The 20,311-nt window shown below is 64.1% G+C and carries 11 protein-coding genes; 1 reads left to right on the top strand and 10 read right to left on the bottom strand.

What is annotated here, in order from left to right:
• Window positions 1-12: 12 nt before the first annotated feature.
• The 4 genes from urtD to urtA all read right to left on the bottom strand — a co-directional run bounded on the left by urtD (window position 13) and on the right by urtA (window position 4,754).
• The gene (gene urtD, locus BFQ01_RS12970; RefSeq protein ID WP_174562753.1) at window positions 13-846 is read right to left on the bottom strand and encodes an urea ABC transporter ATP-binding protein UrtD; all 834 of its coding nucleotides are present in this window, start codon (window positions 844-846) and stop codon (window positions 13-15) included.
• Complete coding sequence (gene urtC, locus BFQ01_RS12965; RefSeq protein ID WP_065925587.1) at window positions 843-1,910, bottom strand: urea ABC transporter permease subunit UrtC; 1,068 nt, start codon at window positions 1,908-1,910, stop codon at window positions 843-845. Before urtC ends, urtD begins: the two co-directional genes overlap by 4 nt.
• Window positions 1,910-3,412, bottom strand: coding sequence for an urea ABC transporter permease subunit UrtB (urtB, locus tag BFQ01_RS12960; RefSeq protein ID WP_065925586.1), 1,503 nt, complete (start codon window positions 3,410-3,412; stop codon window positions 1,910-1,912). The genes urtC and urtB overlap by 1 nt, the downstream gene beginning before the upstream one ends.
• A gap of 76 nt (window positions 3,413-3,488) precedes the next feature.
• Window positions 3,489-4,754, bottom strand: coding sequence for an urea ABC transporter substrate-binding protein (gene urtA, locus BFQ01_RS12955; protein ID WP_027607732.1), 1,266 nt, complete (start codon window positions 4,752-4,754; stop codon window positions 3,489-3,491).
• Window positions 4,755-5,066: 312 nt separating this feature from the next.
• Here urtA and BFQ01_RS12950 point away from each other — a divergent pair, with 312 nt between their 5' ends.
• Window positions 5,067-11,627, top strand: coding sequence for a DUF4329 domain-containing protein (locus tag BFQ01_RS12950; RefSeq protein ID WP_176718750.1), 6,561 nt, complete (start codon window positions 5,067-5,069; stop codon window positions 11,625-11,627).
• A gap of 3 nt (window positions 11,628-11,630) precedes the next feature.
• Here the strand turns inward: BFQ01_RS12950 and BFQ01_RS12945 are convergent, their stop codons facing one another.
• The 6 genes from BFQ01_RS12945 to BFQ01_RS12920 form a co-directional block, all read right to left on the bottom strand.
• Window positions 11,631-12,641, bottom strand: coding sequence for a FecCD family ABC transporter permease (locus tag BFQ01_RS12945; RefSeq protein ID WP_065925584.1), 1,011 nt, complete (start codon window positions 12,639-12,641; stop codon window positions 11,631-11,633).
• Window positions 12,638-13,585 carry an ABC transporter substrate-binding protein gene (locus BFQ01_RS12940; protein WP_065925583.1) on the bottom strand — a complete coding sequence of 316 codons (948 nt, stop codon included), beginning with the start codon at window positions 13,583-13,585 and terminating at the stop codon, window positions 12,638-12,640. Before BFQ01_RS12940 ends, BFQ01_RS12945 begins: the two co-directional genes overlap by 4 nt.
• Entirely contained in the window at window positions 13,582-14,364 is a 783-nt protein-coding gene (locus BFQ01_RS12935; RefSeq protein ID WP_065925582.1) for an ABC transporter ATP-binding protein, read from the bottom strand. Before BFQ01_RS12935 ends, BFQ01_RS12940 begins: the two co-directional genes overlap by 4 nt.
• Before the next feature lie 44 nt (window positions 14,365-14,408).
• Entirely contained in the window at window positions 14,409-16,517 is a 2,109-nt protein-coding gene (locus BFQ01_RS12930; RefSeq protein ID WP_065925581.1) for a TonB-dependent receptor, read from the bottom strand.
• A 152-nt stretch (window positions 16,518-16,669) separates the two neighbouring features.
• Window positions 16,670-18,052, bottom strand: a complete 1,383-nt coding sequence (locus tag BFQ01_RS12925; protein ID WP_065925580.1) for a PepSY-associated TM helix domain-containing protein — start codon at window positions 18,050-18,052, stop codon at window positions 16,670-16,672.
• A gap of 132 nt (window positions 18,053-18,184) precedes the next feature.
• Window positions 18,185-20,254 carry a TonB-dependent copper receptor gene (locus BFQ01_RS12920; protein ID WP_065925579.1) on the bottom strand — a complete coding sequence of 690 codons (2,070 nt, stop codon included), beginning with the start codon at window positions 20,252-20,254 and terminating at the stop codon, window positions 18,185-18,187.
• Between the last annotated feature and the right edge of the window lie 57 nt (window positions 20,255-20,311).

Here is a 20,311-nt window from a genome sequence, read left to right as displayed (position 1 = left end):
GTTCAGTTCTCCTTAGCGACCGAGGTACACCTCGATCACCCGCTCATTTTCCTGCACCTGTTCCAGCGACCCTTCGGCCAGCACGCTGCCCTGGTGCAACACGGTCACGTGGTCGGCAATCGAGCCGACAAACCCCATGTCGTGTTCCACCACCATCAACGAATGCTTGCCCGCCAGGCGTTTGAACAGTTCGGCGGTGAATTCGGTCTCGGCGTCGGTCATGCCCGCCACCGGTTCGTCCAGCAGCAACAGTTGCGGGTCTTGCATCAGCAGCATGCCGATTTCCAGGAACTGCTTCTGGCCGTGGGAGAGCAAGCCGGCGGGCCGATGCACGGAGGCGGTGAGGCGGATGGTGTCGAGCACTTCGTCGATTCCATCCTTTTGCTCGCCGCTCAGGCGCGCACGCAGGCTGGCCCACACCGACTTGTCGGTCTTCTGCGCCAGCTCCAGGTTTTCGAACACGCTCAGGGCTTCGAACACCGTGGGTTTCTGGAACTTGCGGCCGATGCCGGCCTGGGCGATCTGCACTTCGCTCATGCTGGTCAAGTCGAGGGTTTCGCCAAACCAGGCCTTGCCGTGGCTGGGCCGGGTCTTGCCGGTGATCACGTCCATCAGGGTGGTCTTGCCCGCGCCGTTGGGGCCGATGATGCAGCGCAATTCACCGACGCCGATGTACAGGTTCAAGTCGTTGAGCGCCTTGAACCCATCGAAGCTGACGCTGATATCTTCCAGGGTCAGGATGGTGCCGTGGCGGGTGTTCAGGCCGGTGCCTGCGGCCTGGCCGATGCCGATGGCATCGCGGCCGCTGCCCGCATCGAAAATAGGTTCGAGCATGACGTTCCTCATTTCTTCAACAGCCCGATAACGCCCTTGGGCAGGTACAGGGTGACGATGATGAACAGCGCCCCGAGGAAGAACAGCCAGTACTCCGGGAAGGCCACGGTGAACCAGCTCTTCATGCCGTTGACCACGCCGGCGCCAAGCAACGGCCCGATCAGCGTGCCACGCCCGCCCAGGGCCACCCACACGGCGGCTTCGATGGAGTTGGTCGGCGACATTTCACTCGGGTTGATGATGCCCACCTGCGGCACGTACAAGGCGCCTGCCAGGCCGCACAGCACCGCGCTCAGCACCCACACGAACAGCTTGAAGCCGCGCGGGTCGTAGCCGCAGAACATCAGGCGGTTCTCGGCATCGCGCAGGGCGGTCAGCACCCGGCCGAACTTGCTCCGGGCCAGGCGCCAGCCGATGTACAGGCTCGCCACCAGCAGCACCACCGTGGCCACGAACAGCACCGCCCGCGTGCCCGGTTCGGTGATGCCGAAACCGAGGATGCTGCGGAAGTTGGTGAAGCCGTTATTGCCGCCGAACCCGGTCTCGTTGCGAAAGAACAACAGCATCCCGGCAAAGGTCAGCGCCTGGGTCATGATCGAGAAATACACGCCCTTGATCCGCGAGCGAAAGGCGAAAAAACCGAACACCAGCGCCAGCACGCCCGGCGCCAGCACCACCAGGCACAGGGCCCAGAGGAAGTGCTCGGTGCCGACCCAATACCAGGGCAATTCGGTCCACGACAAAAACGTCATGAACGCCGGCAGCTCATCGCCGGAAGCCTGGCGCATCAGGTACATGCCCATGGCATAGCCGCCGAGGGCAAAGAACAGGCCGTGACCCAGGGACAACATCCCCGCGTAGCCCCACACCAGGTCCAGGGCCAGGGCGACAATGGCGTAGCAGAGGATCTTGCCCACCAGTGTCAGGGTGTAGGCCGATACATGCAGCGGGTTTTCCGGCGACAGCAGCGAACACAACGGCAGGGCCAGCAGCAGCAACAGCACCACCGCGCCGACTGCAATCGTCACCTGGGGGCCGGCCTTTTGCGTGGCCGTAAGCATCAATGGCTGGTTCATCAGTCGATCACCCGTCCTTTCAGTGCGAAGAGTCCCTGCGGGCGTTTCTGGATAAACAGAATGATCAGCGCGAGGATCAGGATCTTGCCGAGCACGGCACCGATCTGTGGTTCCAGGATCTTGTTGGCGATACCCAAGCCAAACGCCGCCATGACGCTACCGGCCAACTGGCCGACACCGCCGAGCACCACCACCAGGAACGAGTCGATGATATAGCTCTGGCCCAGGTCCGGACCGACGTTGCCGATCTGGCTCAGCGCCACCCCGCCAAGCCCGGCGATGCCGGAGCCCAGGCCAAAGGCGAGCATGTCCACACGCCCGGTGGGCACGCCGCAGCAGGCGGCCATGTTGCGGTTCTGGGTGACGGCGCGCACGTTGAGGCCCAGGCGGGTCTTGTTCAGCAGCAGCCACGTCAGCACCACCACAAACAGTGCGAAGGCGATGATCACGATGCGGTTGTACGGCAGCACCAGGTTGGGCAGCACCTGGATCCCGCCGGACAACCACGCAGGGTTGGAGACCTCGACGTTCTGCGCGCCGAACACCAGGCGCACCAGTTGGATCAGCATCAGGCTGATGCCCCAGGTGGCGAGCAGGGTTTCCAGCGGGCGCCCGTACAGGTGACGAATCACCGTACGTTCCAGGGCCATGCCGATGGCGGCGGTGACGAAGAACGCCACCGGCAGCGCGATCAGCGGGTAGAACTCGATGGCCGCCGGCACGTAGCGCTGCATCAGCAGCTGCACCACATAGGTGGAGTAGGCGCCGAGCATCAGCATCTCGCCGTGGGCCATGTTGATCACACCGAGCAGGCCGAAGGTGATCGCCAGGCCCAGGGCCGCCAGCAGCAGGATCGAGCCCAGGGACATGCCGCTGAAGGCCTGGCCGAGGATCTCACCCATCATCAGTTTTCGTTTGACCTGTGCCAGGCTGGTCTCGGCGGCGGTGTGCACGGCGGCGTCGGTTTCCACCCCGGGCGCCAGCAGCGCTTCGAGGCGCGTGCGGGCCAGCGGGTCGCCGGTACTGCCGAGCAAACGCACGGCGGCGAGGCGCACGGCCGGGTCGGTGTCGACCAGTTGCAGGTTGGCCAGGGCCAGGCTGAGGGCGGTGTGCACGTCCTCATTGGTCTCGGCGGCGACCTGCTGGTCAAGAAACTTGAGTTGCGCAGGTTGCGCGCTTTTTTGCAGGGTGCGTGCCGCGGCCAGGCGCACCTTGGGGTCGGCGGCGAGCAGTTGCTGGCTGGCCTGCACGTTGTCGATCAAGCCGCGCAGGCGGTTGTTCAGGCGCACGGTCTTGGTCTCGCCGTTGAGCGTGAGCTGACCTTGTTGCAGGGCGTCCACCAACTCGATGCGCGCCGGGTCGGGCTGGGCGGCCCAGTCCTGGAGGAGCTTGGCTTGTTGCGTCGGGTTGGCGGCCAGGAAGTCTTCGGCGTCGCCGGCATGTACCGCCAAAGGCAGTAACAGCAGCCATGCCAGGAAATAGCGATTGAGGGCAGCGGGCATAAACAAATGTCCTAGTCATGCGCGGACAGTGTGGGAGGGGGCTTGCCCCCTCCCACAGTTGACCTGTGGTCGGGCTTTAGTTGCTCTTCACCGCGTAGTCCGGCTTTTTGTCATTGCCAGGAATGTACGGGCTCCACGGCTGCGCCCGGATCGGCTCCTGGGTCTGCCATACCACCGAGAACTGCCCGTCAGACTGGATCTCGCCGATCATCACCGGCTTGTGCAAGTGGTGGTTGGTCTTGTCCATGGTCAGGGTAAAGCCCGACGGCGCGGCGAAGGTCTGGCCGGCCAGGGCTTCGCGCACTTTGTCGACGTCGGTGGACTTGGCTTTCTCGGCTGCCTGCGCCCACATGTGGATGCCCACGTAGGTGGCTTCCATAGGGTCGTTGGTCACCGCTTTGTCCGCGCCCGGCAGGTTGTGTTTCTTCGCGTAGGCTTTCCAGTCGGCGACAAACTTCTTGTTCACCGGGTTCTCCACTGACTGGAAGTAGTTCCAGGCCGCGAGGTTGCCCACCAGCGGCTTGGTGTCGATGCCGCGCAGTTCTTCTTCACCCACGGAGAAGGCCACCACCGGTACGTCGGTCGCCTTCAAACCCTGGTTGGCCAGCTCCTTGTAGAACGGCACGTTGGAGTCGCCGTTCACGGTGGAAATCACCGCCGTCTTGCCACCGGCGGAGAACTTCTTGATGTTGGCGACGATGGTCTGGTAATCGGCATGGCCGAACGGGGTGTAGACCTCTTCGATGTCCTTGTCCGCCACGCCTTTGGAATGCAGGAACGAGCGCAGGATCTTGTTGGTGGTGCGCGGGTACACATAGTCGGTGCCGAGCAGGAAGAAACGCTTGGCGCTGCCGCCTTCTTCGCTCATCAGGTATTCCACCGCCGGGATCGCCTGCTGGTTCGGCGCCGCACCGGTGTAGAACACGTTCGGCGACATCTCTTCACCCTCGTATTGCACCGGGTAGAACAGCAGGCCGTTGAGCTCTTCGAACACCGGCAATACCGACTTGCGCGACACCGAGGTCCAGCAGCCGAACACCACGGCGACCTTGTCCTGGGTCAGCAGCTGCCGGCCCTTTTCCGCGAATAACGGCCAGTTCGACGCCGGGTCCACCACCACCGGCTCAAGCATCTTGCCGTTCACCCCGCCCTTGGCGTTGATCTCGTCGATGGTCATCAGCGCCATGTCTTTGAGGGACGTTTCGGAGATGGCCATGGTCCCGGAGAGCGAGTGCAGGATGCCGACCTTGATGGTCTCGGCGGCCTGCACGGTCCAGGTCAGGCCCATGGCGACAATGGAGGCGGACAGGGTGAAAGCCTTGATCAAGCTGCGACGCTTCATGGTGCGGTCTCCGTAAACGTTTAGTTTTTTTTGATAGGCCGATGTGAACGCTGAAGGGGTACTAGCAAGGGCTGTGCCCGATGGCCAAACACCCGGTTTTGCGGGGGCTGGAGCCCGGTGCCTGGCGTTGGCGCACCAATGCGGAGCGTGCAGGCGTTGGCGGTGCAGGGGATGCGCCTAAAGAGTGCCTGGGGGCCTCGATAACTATGCAGCGCCCTGCTGGCGGTTCAAGCGAGGACGCTTCTGCATGGCAAGCGTTGTGCGAGCCCGGTGCCCATGGGCACCGACGACGAACATGATCAAGGGAGTGTCATGCAAGAGCATTTATCCAGAGAGGAGCGCGCGGCAGCGAGGGGCCTTCGATACACCCTCAGCCCTGGGTTTATCAGTGCCGACGATGCTGCACGCTATGTGCACGAGCGCATTGGCGACAAGCGCGATCGCGAGTACGGCAGTGTCATTCTCCAGCGCCTGGCCGATAGCAAAGTGTTTGCCACCGAGCCGATTCCCGGCAAGGCGGCGACGTTCGACTTTTCGCTGTTGCTGGAGCGCGGGGCGCAGAACGAGTTCCTCGATCCTGCGGGCTACAAACTGGTGGGCGGGGTGCATTCTCACCCTGACCAGTTTGCCCAGCTCAAGGCCCTCAATCCCGGTTATCGGGATCGCCAGGTGCGTATCTTCAACAGCTTTTTTTCCACCCGCGATGTGGTCTTCAACCACTACGAAGGGCGTGCGTTCGGCACCGCCTACTTGTCGGGCCCCCAGGGTGTATTGCTCAAGTACCAGCCGGGTTTTTCCGAGGCCGAACGCAAGTTTGTCGACTGGATCGACGACGTCAGCACGGCCGTGCCCGCCGATGGTCACGATGGCACGCTCGAAGGCTTTATCAAGAAAGTGGCGTCGGTAGGCCGCTTGTCGTTGCTGGTCGCCAGCGATGACTGGGGCGGGGTGCCCGGTGTCATCGATCAGCGCTGGCGGCCCTATCTGCCATTGAACAGCGGCCAGCCCACCATCGCCTGCGGGGCGGTGTATCCCGAGGTCACCCAGGCGCTCAACGCCGTGCAGGCGCGCATGCGGCGCATGCCGAATGTCAGCCAGATGGCCCTGCTGCTCAAGCATGAGCTGCGCGATGAATTCGCCGCCACCCAGCCCTTCGTACTCAGCAGTGCCGAGCAGTTGCCCACCGACAACCACCTGCCTTTGCTGGCGGGCGGGCCACCCTTGCCGGAAGGCTTTCACCTGCAGGGCTTCTTCTATCTGTCGCGGCCGGTACCGGCGCAGTTTCCGACGGTGGAACCGTGGCTGTACCAGCAGTTCTTCAGCCCTCGGGAGCTGGCGGCCTACATCGCCACGGCCCGCCGCTACATGCATACGGCGCCCTCCGTGCTGGGCATCTCGCTGTACCTGCGCACCAAGGACAATGCCTTGCTGCGCTACCGGTTCAGCGGCTCACCGGCGGAAACGCGATTGTTCACCACCGATGAGCCCGGCCTTCACCTGGCCCTCGCGGCGGGAACCCTGACCCCGCGCCAGTTTGTGAAGCAGGTGGCCGAAGCCGGTGAGTTGAGCGTCGAACAGACCAGCCCGCTGTGGGACGTGGAAGGCGTGGTCGAGAACAACTGGACGCCCTATGCACGCTTCCCGTTCAAGCAGGCCAGCCTCGGCCAGGCGTTTTCGTCGGCCGACAAGGCCGCACAGTTTGCCCATGCGCAGGTGGGCGAGCGCCGTGACCGCGCCTATGTGGCGCTGATTCTGAAGCACCCCGACCAGCACTTTGTACTGACGCAATTGCTGCAGGCGGGCACCAACCCTTATGGGTTCCAGGGGTTCTATCCGTGGGACGCTTACAGCAAACAGTTGGCGTTGCCCGGTGGTTATCAACTGCACGCCTGGTTCGGCTCGCACATGGCGTTGTCATGGGGGAACCTCGATGCCGACTTCAAGACGAAGTGGACCCGCGACGATGCCAGCGTCTACTTCCAGGGCTTTACTGATGTCGAGGCCCACAGGATTCATCAACTGCGCGTGCCGGGCTACCTCTCTGGCGCGGCAGACTGCCTGCTTGTGCTGGAGCCGGAAGGGGCGGACCAGGCCGCATTCACGCGATTGTTCGCGCCGGCGCCGGGCGGCAGCCTGATTGCCAGAGACCTGGCGGACGGTACCTATACGCCTGCCGAAGGCGTGCGCAAGTTGGCTGGGGTCAGTCGCCTGCGGGTGGTCCTGGGCAATGCGCTATGGGGGTCGCCTGGCGTGATTGACCGGCACTGGCGAGCGTTTGCCGCTGAGCCGTCCCTGCCGAGCGGCGCGACCGCCGTGGCCACTCTGCCGGCCTTGAGCCCGGCGTTTGTGTCCGCGGATGATGCGGCGCTCTGGGCTCACCGGCGTATCGGGACGCGACGCGAGCGTGAGTTCGGTGGGGTCATCCTGAAAAAGCCTGGCGGGCATTTCTTTGCCACCGAGCCGCAAGTCAGCACCGGCGCGCGGTTCGACTTCCTCACCCTCCTGGCCACGGATGATCGCGCCCAGTTCATTGCTCCGCCCTCTTATGAATGCCAGGGCTTCTACCGTTCCTATCCGGCCGAGCCTGACGAGGTGGAGCGCTACAACCCGGGCTTCAACCCGGACCAGGTCGAGCTGACCGGCAGCTTCTTCTCGAATGCCGATCAGGTGTTTGCCCTGTCCCACCGTGATTTCACCCCGGTGCATTATCTGTCCGGTCCTGACGGCACATTGCTCAAGTACACGAGCAGCGGTTCCCAGGCCGAACAATCCCTGTTGCGGCAGTTGACGGGGATCGAGCCGGCGCAGCCTCTCACCGGGTTCGAGGGGGCGGTGTGGAACCTGGCGCAGGCCGGGGACTTGCGGGTTGTGGTGGGCAGCAAGGTCTGGGGTGGGGTGCGGGGGCGTGTGCTGCACGGCTGGACCCTGGGCAGCCCTGTTACCTCGGTGCAGGACCTGCCGTTTTTTACCCCGCTGCTGTCGATGGGGCACAGTGCGGTGCTGGTCGCCCTGAGCAGCGTCGACTTGCTGGGGCAGGCGGCGGTGGGCGTGGTGCTGAAACACCGTACCACCTCGAATTACATCGCTACGCTGCCGGCGCCGTTGGGGACGACCCTGGACAGTCTGTTTCCCGTGGGGGACCGCGGTGAGCCAAGGCTGGTGCCGAATTATCGCCTGGTGGGTCTCTATCACGCCCAATCAGCACAGGCGCCGCAGAGGCTGCCACCCATGGACGCATGGCTCTATAAGCGTTTCGCTACGCCGGCGGTGCTGGTGGATGCCATGAGACAGTCGATCGCCAGCGCCGGTATGCAGATCGCCGCGCTCGGTCTCAAGCTGTATCTGCGCACCGCTGATAACGCTTTGCTGCACTGGCAGGTGCCGAGTGCCTCGTCTGCCAACGAGCTGTTTGTCGTCGACGGACAAACCGTGACCGACAACGGCAATGAAGCGGCCTTGCTCGACGGCACATTGTCGCCGCGGGATTTCGTGCGCCGCGTGATGCGCGCGGGGGAGTTGTCGGTGGTCCAGCAAGGTGGCCTGTGGAACACCCTCGGGCCGTTGTATGACAGCGAGCACTTGCCGCTTGGCTCCGGCGAGCGGCCCTTGAGCGGGATGTTCCTGACCGCGGACGACGCTGCGCGGCATGCCCATGAACGCATCGGCGTTCGCCGCAGCAATGCCTATGCCGGGTATGTCCTCAAGCGGGACGATGGGCGATTTGTGTTCACCGAGCCGGTGGCCATTTCCGGCGACGGCTTTGCCTCCGACCTGCTGCGCCCTGCCAACGGCAGCGCTTATCTGGTGCCGCCTGCGGACCATCAGCTCTATGCGCGCTACAGTTCGCATACCGCGTTATCCGTGGCTGACCTGGAACGCCAACGGCGTCTTGGCTGGACGCTGGCCGACCTGGAAGTCAACGCCACGCTGTTCTCCGATGTGGAGATCCGTTCGGTGATCGAATCGCGGCTGCCGGCCTATCTGAGCGGTTCGCCGAATAACCTGATCAGCTATCGCCCCAGTGGTTCTGCCAATGAGCTGCTGGTACTGAGCAATACCCAGCGCGAGCCCGGCCAGCATGGCTATTTCGAACGGCTGGAGAGCGGCCAGCTCAAACCGGTGGACATCGTCGCCCGGCTGGCCGATGCCGGCACCCTGAGCGTGCTGGTGCGCAGCGCGCTGTGGGGGCCGCGTGGCAGGGTCTACAGCGACTGGACGCCCAACTTCGACTACGCCGAAGTGGATCTGCAGGCACCGGCGTTCGGCGCGATCTTCGACAGTCTCGATGCCGCGGCACTCAATGCCCATGTGCGCTGGTACGGCAGGAACCTGGATGCACAACGCTGTACGGCGTACATCCTTAAGCATCCGCAGCGCGATGAGTTTGTGGTCAGTGAACTGCTGGCGATCACCTCCGGCGGGCGTTGGTTGAGTGACTCCTCCAGGGGCGTCGGTTATCTGGCCGGTGGCGAATTCGCCAAGGGGTTCGAGCTGGCCGGCCTGCTGTTTTCGCAGCAATGGGTGCCGGCGGGATTGCCCACCCCCGAGGCCTGGCTGGCGCGGTTCTTCATCACCCCCGAGGTGCTGCTGCGCGCCGAACAGGATGCCCGGCATCTGCCGCGTCCGGCAGCCACTGCGATACTGCCGGTGTATGTGTCGACACACGATGGCGCCTTGTTGCGCTACCAACCTCCGGCATCCTCCCTGCTCAAGGAGGCCACCGACGGCACGGGCGTGATCATCGCCGGGATGAACCTGCACAACGGGACGCTGGACGTCCAGCGCTATGTCTCACAGGTCGCCCGGCCTGCGGACCTGCGGGTGCTCTACACCAGCCAGTGCTGGGACCGCCGGGGAGCGGTGGGCCAGGGTGGCGTGGCCTGGCGACCCTACGCCAACTTCATCCGCCGTCGCCTGGGCCCGGCCTTTCATTCCCAGGACGATGCGGCCCGGCACGCCCGTTCGCTGCTGCAGGGCAATGGTCTGCTGGGCGGGTTGATTCTGCAGCGTCCCGATGGCCTGTTTGTCGCCACCGAGCCGCTCAAGGTGCCCCAGGAAGACTTCGACCCCAAGTGGATTTTCCCGGATGAGGTGGTCAGTACCGGTGGCTTCCCGGCGGCCCATACGGTGGTTGCACGTTACCGTTCCAGCCCGGCGCGGGAGTTGCCCTTCGTACTTGAACTGGCGCAGGCCGGCCTCTATCGCAACATGCTGTCCACCCGCGTGATTTCATCGGCCCTCGCAGGCCAGGACGCCCGCCTGAACCGCGAGTACCTGCTGGGTTCCGATGGCTGTGTGGTGAGCTACACACGCAGCCACTCCGCGCTGGAAGAAGCGCTGAGAAAACAGCTTTTGCCCCTCGACGAGACACGACTCGATCGCCTGGAAAACCTGCTCGAGCGTCAGATTCGCAATGCCGTGCTGGCGCCTGGCGAATTTGTCACGCGCCTGGCCAATGCGGGTAGTTTGCGAGTGGTAGAGGGCAGCCCGACGTGGGGCACGCCACGCCGGATCACTGGCGCCTTCATCGTCAATAGCGACCGTCCCGCGCCATTGGCGATCCGGAACGCACTGGCAGACCCGGCGTTCAGTCCGCTGTTCACCCAGGAGCAGGACGCGGTGCGGTATGCCCATCAGCATCGTCGGCATGGCGAACACCTGCAGTTCGGCTACGTGTTCAAATCGCAGAAAAACGGGCACTACATGGTCAGCATGCCGCTGGTGCGCCAGAGCTATCGTGACTTTGCGCAAGTCTTTCCCGACGGTCTTTTCCCCCAGGGTTATGGGCTGGAAGGCTTCTACCTGTGTGCCAGCAGCGACAGCGTCACGCCGGCCACGGATCCGTTGCACCAGGCATTTTTTTCGCCCACGGACATGGACATCGGCATCCGCTTCTCGATTCACGGCATCAGGGGCAAGCAACTCACGTTTTACCTGTCATGCGCGGACGGTGCCCTGCTCAGGTATCAATACCTGGGCACGGATGCGCAGCTGGATTCGTGGGGCTCGCTGCTTGAAACACGGCAGCAGTTGCGCGCGGGCCGGATGACCCTGCTCAGTTACGTCCATCGCCTGCTCGACAAAGGGGTCCTGGATACGCTGGTCCGAGGCGAGGTCTGGACCACGCGCAATCGTGTCGATACGTTCTGGCAGCCCGGTGTCGATGAGGTGTTTGTGCCGCCTTGGCGTGCGGCCTGCGGTCCGGTTTTTTCCGCTGGGGATGATGCCGCGCGCTATCTCCGGCGCCAGCTTTCGCCATATCGGGGCAAACAGTATCTTTCGGCGATACTCGCCAACGCAGCGGGCACGTCGTTCCTGGCTACCTTACCGGTAGCGGCCGGGGCCGACCAATCGCTGATTCTGCGCCTGTTCTACAGCGGGCCGCTGGGCCCTGTACAACCGGTGGTGCCGCCAGCGCCCCTGCCGGATTTTCCGCAGCCATATGCGGTTGCGGGTGTCCATCTGCTCTACAACAGCATGCCGGCCACCGACAGCCGGGCGCCGAAGGATATCGCCCTGACGCGTCATTTCGTGGCGCCGACCTTCCTGAGTTATTTCATCAGGGTGTTGCGCGGGCTGTCGCGGCCGTCGCCGGGTCTTTATCTGTCGAGCCAGGCCGGTGCGCTGTTGAAGTACCTGCCCAGTTATTCGGCGCAGGAAAGCCTGGTCCTGGTGGGCGGCCCCGACGTGTATCCCACCGTGTTCCTGAAGGGCGTGGCCAGGACCGGGAAGCTGTTTGTGCTGGACAAGGACGGCTTCTGGATGAACGAGGGGCTACTGTCCGAACAGCAAGTGGAGCGCTCCAATGGCCTGGAAATCGCCGTGCCCGAGGTCGACGAACCGCTGAGCCTGCGCGACCGCGACGAGCTGTAAGCGTCAGCGCTTGCGCATCAGGCCGATGAAGAACAGGCCGCCGATCGCCGCCGTGGCCACGCCAATCGGCAGGTCTTCGGGGGCGATCAAGGTGCGCGCCGCCACATCGACCCAGACCAGGAACAGGCTGCCCAGCAATGCACACACTGGCAGCAACCGACGATGCTCGGCGCCCACCAGGCGCCGGGCGATGTGCGGCACCATCAGCCCGACAAAGCCGATGGAGCCGCTGATGGACACCAGCACGCCGGTCATCAACGAGGCGACCAGGAACACCTTCAGCCGTACATTGCGGGCGTTCAGGCCAAGGGTCACGGCGGTCTGTTCGCCGGCCATCAGCGCGTTCAACGGGCGGGCCATGCCCACCAGCACCAGCAGCCCGAGCACTACGCTGGCGCCCGGAATCGCCAGCAGTCCCCAGCGTGCCAGGCCGAGGCCGCCGAGCATCCAGAACATCACCGCCGAGGCGGCGCGATGGTCGCCCATGAACAGCAGCAGATTGGCCGCCGCCATCATCACGAACGACACTGCCACGCCGCACAGCAACAGGCGATCACTCTCCAGCCGGCCATTGCGACTGGCTACCGCGAGCACCACGATCATGCTCGACAGGGCGCCGATAAAGGCGGCGATGGGCAAGGTCAGCAAGCCGATGATTTCACCTACATGCAGCACCACGATCACCGCGCCCAGGGTCGCGCCGGAAGTGACACCCAGCAGGTGCGGATCGGCCAGCGGATTACGCGTGACCGCCTGCAACACCGCACCGATCAACGCCAGCCCGGCCCCCACCAACGCCCCCAGCAGCATGCGCGGCACGCGGATCAGCCAGACGATAGGTACCTGCCCGGCCGACCAACTCACTTCGCCGATGCCGAAGACCTTGTACAGCAGGATGCGCCACACCACGTCCGCTGGTACCCGCGCCGGGCCGAAGCCCAGGGATATCACGCAGGACACCAGCAGCAATGCGCCCAGGGCGGCAAGCAGCAGGGTGTAACGACGGGTGATCATTCGCCGTGGAACCCCTTGGCCAGGGTTTCCACCGCCAGCACGTTATCGATGCCCGGCGTGGCTTGTACATACGGGATCACGATAAAGCGCTGGTGCCTGATCGCGTCCACCCCTTGCAGCGCCGGGTTGTTGAGCAGGAACTGCTGTTTTTGATCGGCGGTGACTTCGCTGTAGTCGACGATCACGATCACCTGTGGATTGCGCTCGACCACGGTCTCCCAGTTGACGCGGGTCCAACTGGCGTCGACGTCATCGAGGATGTTGCGCCCGCCGGCTGCGTCGATCAGCGCCTGGGGCATACCGAGGCGGCCGGAGGTCATGGCGCGGTCTTCACCGCTGTCGTAGAGGAACACGCGCGGCTTGTCGGCGGGCAGGTCTGTCTGCACCTCGGCGACCTGTGCCTGCATCTGTGCGATCAAGGCATTGGCGCGGTCCTGCACGTCGAAGATCCTGCCCAGGTTGCGCAGGTCGTTATAGGTGTCGTCCAGGGTCGCGGCCGGGCGCTTCATCACGAAGGCGCACGACTCGGTCAGCTCGTAGACGTTGATCCCCAGCGGCTGCAGGGTGTTCGGCGTCAGGTCGCCGCCCACGCGCATGCCGTAGTCCCAGCCGGCAAAGAAGAAATCCACATTGGCATTGAGCAGGGTTTCCACCGACGGGTACTTGCTCGCCAGCTCCGGCAGGCCATCGAGGGTCCGGGCCATGTCCGGGGTGACCGACTTCCAGCCGGTGATGCCGCTATAGCCGGCCATCCGCGGTTTGAGGCCCAGGGCGAGCATCATCTGGGTCATATTGATGTCATGGCTCACCGCATGCTTCGGCGCCTCCTGGAAGGTCACGTCGCGGTTGCAGCTTTTGACGGTGACCGGGTAATGGGTGGCTTCAGCGAAGGCTGGTGAAGCACCGAACAGCAGGGCCACAAGGGCGAAGGCGCGCAGGATCATGGTTGGGTTATCCAGGTGATGCGGGGATAGTCGGCCAGGGGATGAGTGTCGATCAGCGCCTCGACGCCGAACACATCGCGCAGCAGTTCAGTGGTCAGCACCTGGTGAGGCGTGCCGCTGGCGACGATGCGCCCGTGGTCGATCACGTAGAGCCGATCACAAAAAGCGGCGGCCAGGTTGAGGTCGTGGATGCTGGCCAGGGTACCGATACCCAGGCGCTTGACCAGCCTCAACAGCTCAAGCTGGTAGCGTGGATCGAGGTGGTTGGTCGGCTCGTCGAGGATCAGCAATTGCGGTTGCTGGGCCAGGGCGCGGGCGAGGATGACGCGCTGTTTTTCACCGCCCGAGAGGGTGGCGAAGGCATGCGCTTCAAAGCCCTGCATGCCCACCGATACCAGCGCCTGTTGCACCAGCTGCCGATCCTCCAGGGTGTCGCTGTCGAACAGGCCCTTGTGGGGCGTGCGGCCCATGGCGACCACTTCATCGACTCGCAGGCCAAAGGCATCCGGGAACTCCTGCAACACCACGGCGATACGTTGCGCACACCACTTGGCGCCTTGCTTCCACAGGTTCCGATGGGCGAGCAATACGTCGCCGCGTTCCGGCTGGGTGAACCGATAGGCGCAGCGCAACAGGCTGGTCTTGCCGCTGCCGTTGGGGCCGATCAGCCCGACGAACTCCCCCGCAGCGACGTGAAGGCCGGCGTCACGCAGTTGGAACGGGTGTTGGCTGTGGTTCGCCGAGGCCCAGTTGATGCGGGTGAGGGTGAGTGAAGTCATCAAGTCTCTCAAGGCCTGCAGGGTTCTAACGGTGTTTTGGTCAGTTAGAAGGTGTAGTCCGCCGTGACGAAGAACGAGCGCGGTTCACCGAGGATCCATTGCTGGCCGTCGTTGTACTGGCTGACCGCGTAGGTGCGGTCGAACAGGTTATTCAGTTGCAGGCCCAGGGTGGTGTTGCGCATCGCCTTCCACGACAGCGTGGCATCGACCACGGTGTAGCTCGGCAGCTCGTTCTGGTTGGCCATGTCGGCATACCGTGCATCGACATAGCGCACTCCGGCACCGGCGCGGATGTCGTCGCTCAGGGCCTTGCTCAGCCACAGGTTGGCGGTGCGGCGTGGCACGTCCACCGGGCGGTTGCCGTCGCGGGACACTTGTACGCCGTCGACAGCCTGTTTGAAGTCGTCGTACTGCGCCCGCACGATGGCTGCGTTGGCTTGCAGCGCCCAGGCGTGCGGCAGTTGCAGGTCGAGGCTGGCTTCCAGGCCGCTGGAGGATTGCTGGCCGACTTGCTGCTTGAGGTCCGGGTTGCCAGGGACGTCGGTGAGCAGTTTCTTCTTGACGATATGGTAGGCCGCCACTGTCCATTCGCCGCGTTGATCCCAGAAGGCCTGCTTGAGGCCGATCTCGGTTTGCCTGGCGGTGGAGAGGTCGAACTGCTGCTGGCCAGGGCTCAGGGAAATCAGGCCGCCGACCCCGTCGGTGCTGGTGGCGTACTGGCTGTAGACCGAGGTGTCGGGGGTGATTGCGTAGACCAGGCCAGCCTTCCAGTTATTGCCGGTGAGGGTCTTGTCGCTTTGGCTGGCGTCACGTAAATCATCGCGCTCGACGTGGGCGTAGTCGCGGCGGATGCCGGTGACCAGCGCCAGTTGGTCGGTGAGTTGCAGGCGGTTTTCGGCGAAACCGGCAACGGTTTTGGTGGTGGTGGCGAACAGCGGTTTGAACGGGTTCTGGCTGTCGAACCGAGCGGGCGCCGGATCGTTGATATCCACCGGCTGGCCGCCGGGCAGCACGTCGTTGAACGGTGAGTTGCTGGCCAGGCGGAAACGGATGCGGTTGTATTCCACGCCCGTCACGGTCTGGCTGTCGAGGCCGAACAGGCTGTGCTTGAAGGTGACGGTCTGGCGATCGCCGACCTGTTCCTGGTTGTGCTTGATGCCGAAGTTGCCGCTGCGGGTCAGTTGCCCGTTGGTGACGTTGTAGTTCTCGGCGTTCTGCCAGCGGCGCTGGTTCTTCAGGTAGAACAGTTCATTGGTGGCACTGACGTTGTCATTGATCTGCCACTCGCTGGTCAGGCGCGTCCACTGGTCGTTGTAGTGCTGGGTGTCGTTGCTGACGTTGTAGTTCTTGTGGCGCAGGCCCTTGTGCAACTGGCCATTGATCAGCGGCGTGCCGAAGTAGTTCTGCGGGCGCTGGTCGCCATAGTCGCTGGCCAGGGTGAAGCTCAGGTTGTCCGCCGCCTGCCAGCGCAGGGCGCCGCTGACGAAGTCGCTGCTGGAGTCGCCATGGTCGATAAAGCCGTGGCTGCGCAGGCGGTTGAGGTTCAGGCGATAGCTCAGGGTGTCGGTCAGCGAGCCGCCGCTGTCCAGAGCTTGTTGCTGGCGATCGTAGGCGCCGTAGCCGAGGCGGAGGTGGTTTTCGATCTCGCCTTCGAAGGTTTTTTTCGGCACGGTATTGATCACCGCACCGGTGGCGCCTTCGCCGTACAGCACCGAGGCCGGGCCGCGCAAAACGTCTACGCGTTCCACCGCCCAGGTGTCCACCGGGAAGGTCGAGGTGCCCATGCCCATGTACATGCGGGTGCCGTCGTACAGTTGCATCACCGAGCCCTGGCCGGTAAAACCACGGGCCGACAGCGAGGTGCCGCCATCGCCCGGTGTGCCGGTGCGGCTGATGCCGGTGGCACGGGAAATGGCGTCCTGCACGCTGGCGTCGCCACGCTCGCGGATCTGCGTACCGGTCTGGCTTTCGACACTGCCCGGGGTTTGCAGCGCGCTGAGATTCAGGCGCGAGCCTGCGGTGGTCGGCGTGTTCAGGTCGACGTGTTGGTCATCCACGGCCGCTGCGGTCACCGGGCTGGCGGGCAGGGTCAGGGCCTGGGCGCTGTCATGCAGGGCGAGCAGGCACAGGCCGGACACTAGGTACTTGTTCATTGGGCGGAAAATCGCTTCTTCGAGGCGGTGCTCGCCGCTGGGCGCGGCGAGCTGAGGTATGCAACAAGTGTTATAAGTTAACACTTCCTGCGTCTTTGGCGAAAGCCCGCGTAAGACTACCTAACGCCTCTATGTAGGGCATCTCGCCTACTTCATAGCGAACCTGAGGTGGATTCACGTTGGCTGAACAACCGTGACAACACCAGGCGATCCAGCGCCCAGACCGCGATCAATGAGGCGCCCACCAGCGGGAACAGGAGCGCCAGCGCGAGCATGATCACCATCGCGGTTTTCCACTTCGGCAGGTCATGACGCAACGGCGGAACACCCAGGCCGCCCTGGGGCCGACGCTTCCACCAGATCACCACGCCACTCACCGCGCTGAGCAGGATCATCAGGCAGATCAGCAGCACGATCAGCTGGTTCACCCAGCCGAACATCTTGCCTTCGTGCAGCATCACGCCGGTCTCGGTGGCCCGTGCCACGGTGTTGTAGTGCGCCCAGCGCACATCGGTGAGGACCTTGCCGGTGTACTGGTCCACATGCAGGGTGGCGTCGTTGCGCGGGTCGTCGGCGAACACCGCGACGGTGAACACGCCTTCGGCGGTGGTGGGGAAAGTGATGCTGTAGCCGGGCTCGACCTTGCGTGCCGTGGCCAGGTCCACCACCTGTTGCAGGCGCACCGTGGGCGCGGCGGGAGCAGCGTGCATGGCGCCGTGGTTCATGTGTTCGGCATGGTCGCCGGACATCGGCATCGGCGTGTTTTCCATCGCCCAGGGCACGGTCTGTTGCGTTGCGGTATTGAGCACCCGCGCCTGCTGATCGGACTGCGGCACGTTGTTCCACATCGCCGCCGGGAAAGTGTTCCAGAGGTCGGCGTATTGCTTGCCCCAGAAGCCGGTCCAGGTCATGCCGCTGAGCAGCATCACCAGCAGAAACGCCGCGCCCCAGAAGCCGGCGACGGCATGCAGGTCACGCCAGAACACGCGGCCACGGGTTGTGAAGCGCGGCCACAACACGCCGGCCGACGTTTTGCCGCGCGGCCACCACAGGTACAGGCCGGACACCACCAGCATCACGCCCCAACCGGCGGCGAGCTCTACCAGGCGGTCGCCGACGGTGCCGATCATCAGCTCGCCGTGCAGGGCGCGGGCGATGGCTTGCAGGTTGTTTTTCGCATCCTGCTCACCGAGTACGGTGCCGCGATAGGGGTCGACGAACACCGTCACTTCGCGCCCGCCGTCGTGCATCACGAACTGCGCGCTGCTGGTGGCGTCGGCGGGTGGCAGGTACTTGCTGATCTTGCCCTGGGGAAAGGCCGCCTGGGCGCGTTGCAATTGCTCGTCGGCGCTCAAGGCTTGCTCGGCGCTTTGCACCTTGAGCAGGTCGCCGTACATCAGCGGATCGAGCTGGGGTTTGAACAGGTAGATGATGCCGGTCAGGGCCAGCAGCACCATGAAGGGGGCGACGAAGAGGCCGGCGTAGAAGTGCCAGCGCCAGGCCAGGTTGTAGAAGGAAACTTTTTGAGTGGTCATCGGGGATGCTCCGCAAAGCTTGAATTTTTTGTCGTTGATCAGGCCGCTATCGGGGGCAAGTCGAATCGTCGCACCGCCCCTCCCACATTTGGAGTGCGTTCCTATGTGGGAAGGGGGGCGCCCCCGATGCGTTTAGAAGCTCATGTCGACCTTGGTCCAAAGGGTCCGCCCCGGCTCCTTGATGGCCTGCGGATCGTTGGCCGGGTAGCCGAATCCGGCGTTGCCGGCCAGGTTCAGGTGTTCGGCGTAGGCCTTGCCGAACAGGTTGTCGACGCCGGTGCTGACCTTGAAATTCTTGTTGATGCGATACGCGCCATTGACCGAGAACACGCCAAAGCCGCCGTTCTTGTCGTAGTCCTTGCCGACCACATTGCCCTTGTTCTGGTCGATGCGGTTCTGCGCCGCCACTACCCGCCACAACGCGCCGGCACTCCAGTCGTCTTCGCTGTAGGTCAGGCCGAAGCGTACGTCCAACGGCGGCATTTGCGGCAGGGCCTTGCCGTCGCTGCTGTTCTTGCCCCAGGCGTAGGCGAGGGTGGCGTCGGCTTTCCAATTGGGGGTTAGCTTGTAGGCCGCGCCCACTTCACCGCCCATGATGCGTGCGTCCACATTGCGCGCCTGGGAGGTGGTGCCCATCATCCCCGCCCGGTAATCGAACAGGATGAAATCACGCACCTGGCCGACGTAGCCCGACGCCCAGGCTTCCAGGTCGTCGGCTTTGTATTGCGCGCCGAAGTCGAGTTGGGTGGTTTTCTCCGGTTTCACGCCATCGAAGGCGTTGACCGAACCAACCGCGCCGGTGTTGGGCGAGAACAGCTCCCAGTAATCCGGGAAGCGTTCCGAGTGGCCCAGGCCGGCATAGAGCGTGGTCGGGCTGTCGGCCAGGTCGTGCTCGTAGCGCATAAAGCCCGAGGGCAGGGTGTCGGCGCGGGTGTCGTCGGCGGTCGGGTTGGCGCGTGCACTCATCCCGGAGCCGGTGGTTTGCCGGAAGTCCTTGGCCGAGGCGCGGTCCAGGCGCGCACCGGTGATCAGGCGGTCATGGTCGGCGGCGTACCAGGTCAGCTCGCCGAATACGCCGTAGTTGTGGAAGTTGGCGTCCTTGACCTTGGGCAAATCCTTGTAGGTGTCGATGCCCATGCTGCTGCGTTGGCGGTGTTCGTTGGTCTGCGCATCCAGGCCGCTGATCAGTTGCACATCGGCCCAGCGCCAGGTGGCCTTGATGCGCGCGCCGAGGGTGCGGCGGTCGACGTTGGAGGCCATGGGCCCGGCCATCATCCCGGTGCCCGAGGGCGTGCGCAGGCTGTAGTTGTCCATCACGTGGTCGGCATAGTTGTAGTAGACCTGGGCTTCGACCTTATCCAGCACTTCGCCGATATTCGATTTCTCGAAGCGCAGGCCCAGGCTTTCGCGCAGGAACTGCGAACCGTCCATGCCGCGCCCGGCGTAACGCGCTTCGCCGTCGCCACGGCCGGCGGTGAGCTCCAGCAGGGTGTCGGCATCCGGGGTGAAGCCGACGGCGACGTCGCCATTCCATTTGTCGTAGCGCGAGGCGACGGTGTCGTTGTTGCCGTCCTTGTAGTCATCGGCATGGGCCTGGTTGCCGATCACCCGCACATAGCCCAGCGGCCCACCGGCGGCGGCATCGATGACCTTGTCGAAGCGCCCGTTGGAGCCTGCCAGCACACTCGCGTTGAGCCGCGTGCCGAGTTCACCGAAGTGTTCCGGTTCGCGCTCGAACAGGATGGTGCCGGCTGAAGCACCGGGGCCCCAGAGTACGGTTTGCGGGCCCTTGATCACGGTGAGCTTGTCGTAGGTTTCCGGCGAAATGTACGAGGTCGGCGCATCCATCCTGCCGGGGCAGGCGCCGAGCATCATGCTGCCGTTGGTGAGGATGTTCAGGCGCGAACCGAACATGCCGCGCAGTACCGGGTCGCCATTGGTGCCGCCGTTGCGTACCAGGGCGAAGCCGGGGATGGTCTTGAGGTAGTCGCCGCCGTCGCTGGCGGGCAGCGGTTGGCGAGGGTCTTTGGGGTTGGTGACCACGGTCAGCGGCGAGCTGGGCGCAATGGCGGTGATCACGGTGGGCGTCAGCTCATGCTCGGCGTGTTCATCGGCCTGGGCGTGGGGAACGAGCAGGGCGCCGCATAGGGCAGCGAGCACAGAGGTGCTTCCCAAACGGGAGTCAGCAGTAAACCTGGACATGACAAATTCCATCAATCAATCGTAAACAACACGGCCAGCAGCCTGCGGCTGTCTGTC

The sequence above is a fragment of the Pseudomonas sp. 8 R 14 genome (assembly GCF_900005955.1).
Taxonomy (GTDB): domain Bacteria; phylum Pseudomonadota; class Gammaproteobacteria; order Pseudomonadales; family Pseudomonadaceae; genus Aquipseudomonas; species Aquipseudomonas marginalis.
Note: the sequence above shows the minus strand (reverse complement) of the source record. Positions and strands in the feature narration are given on the sequence as shown.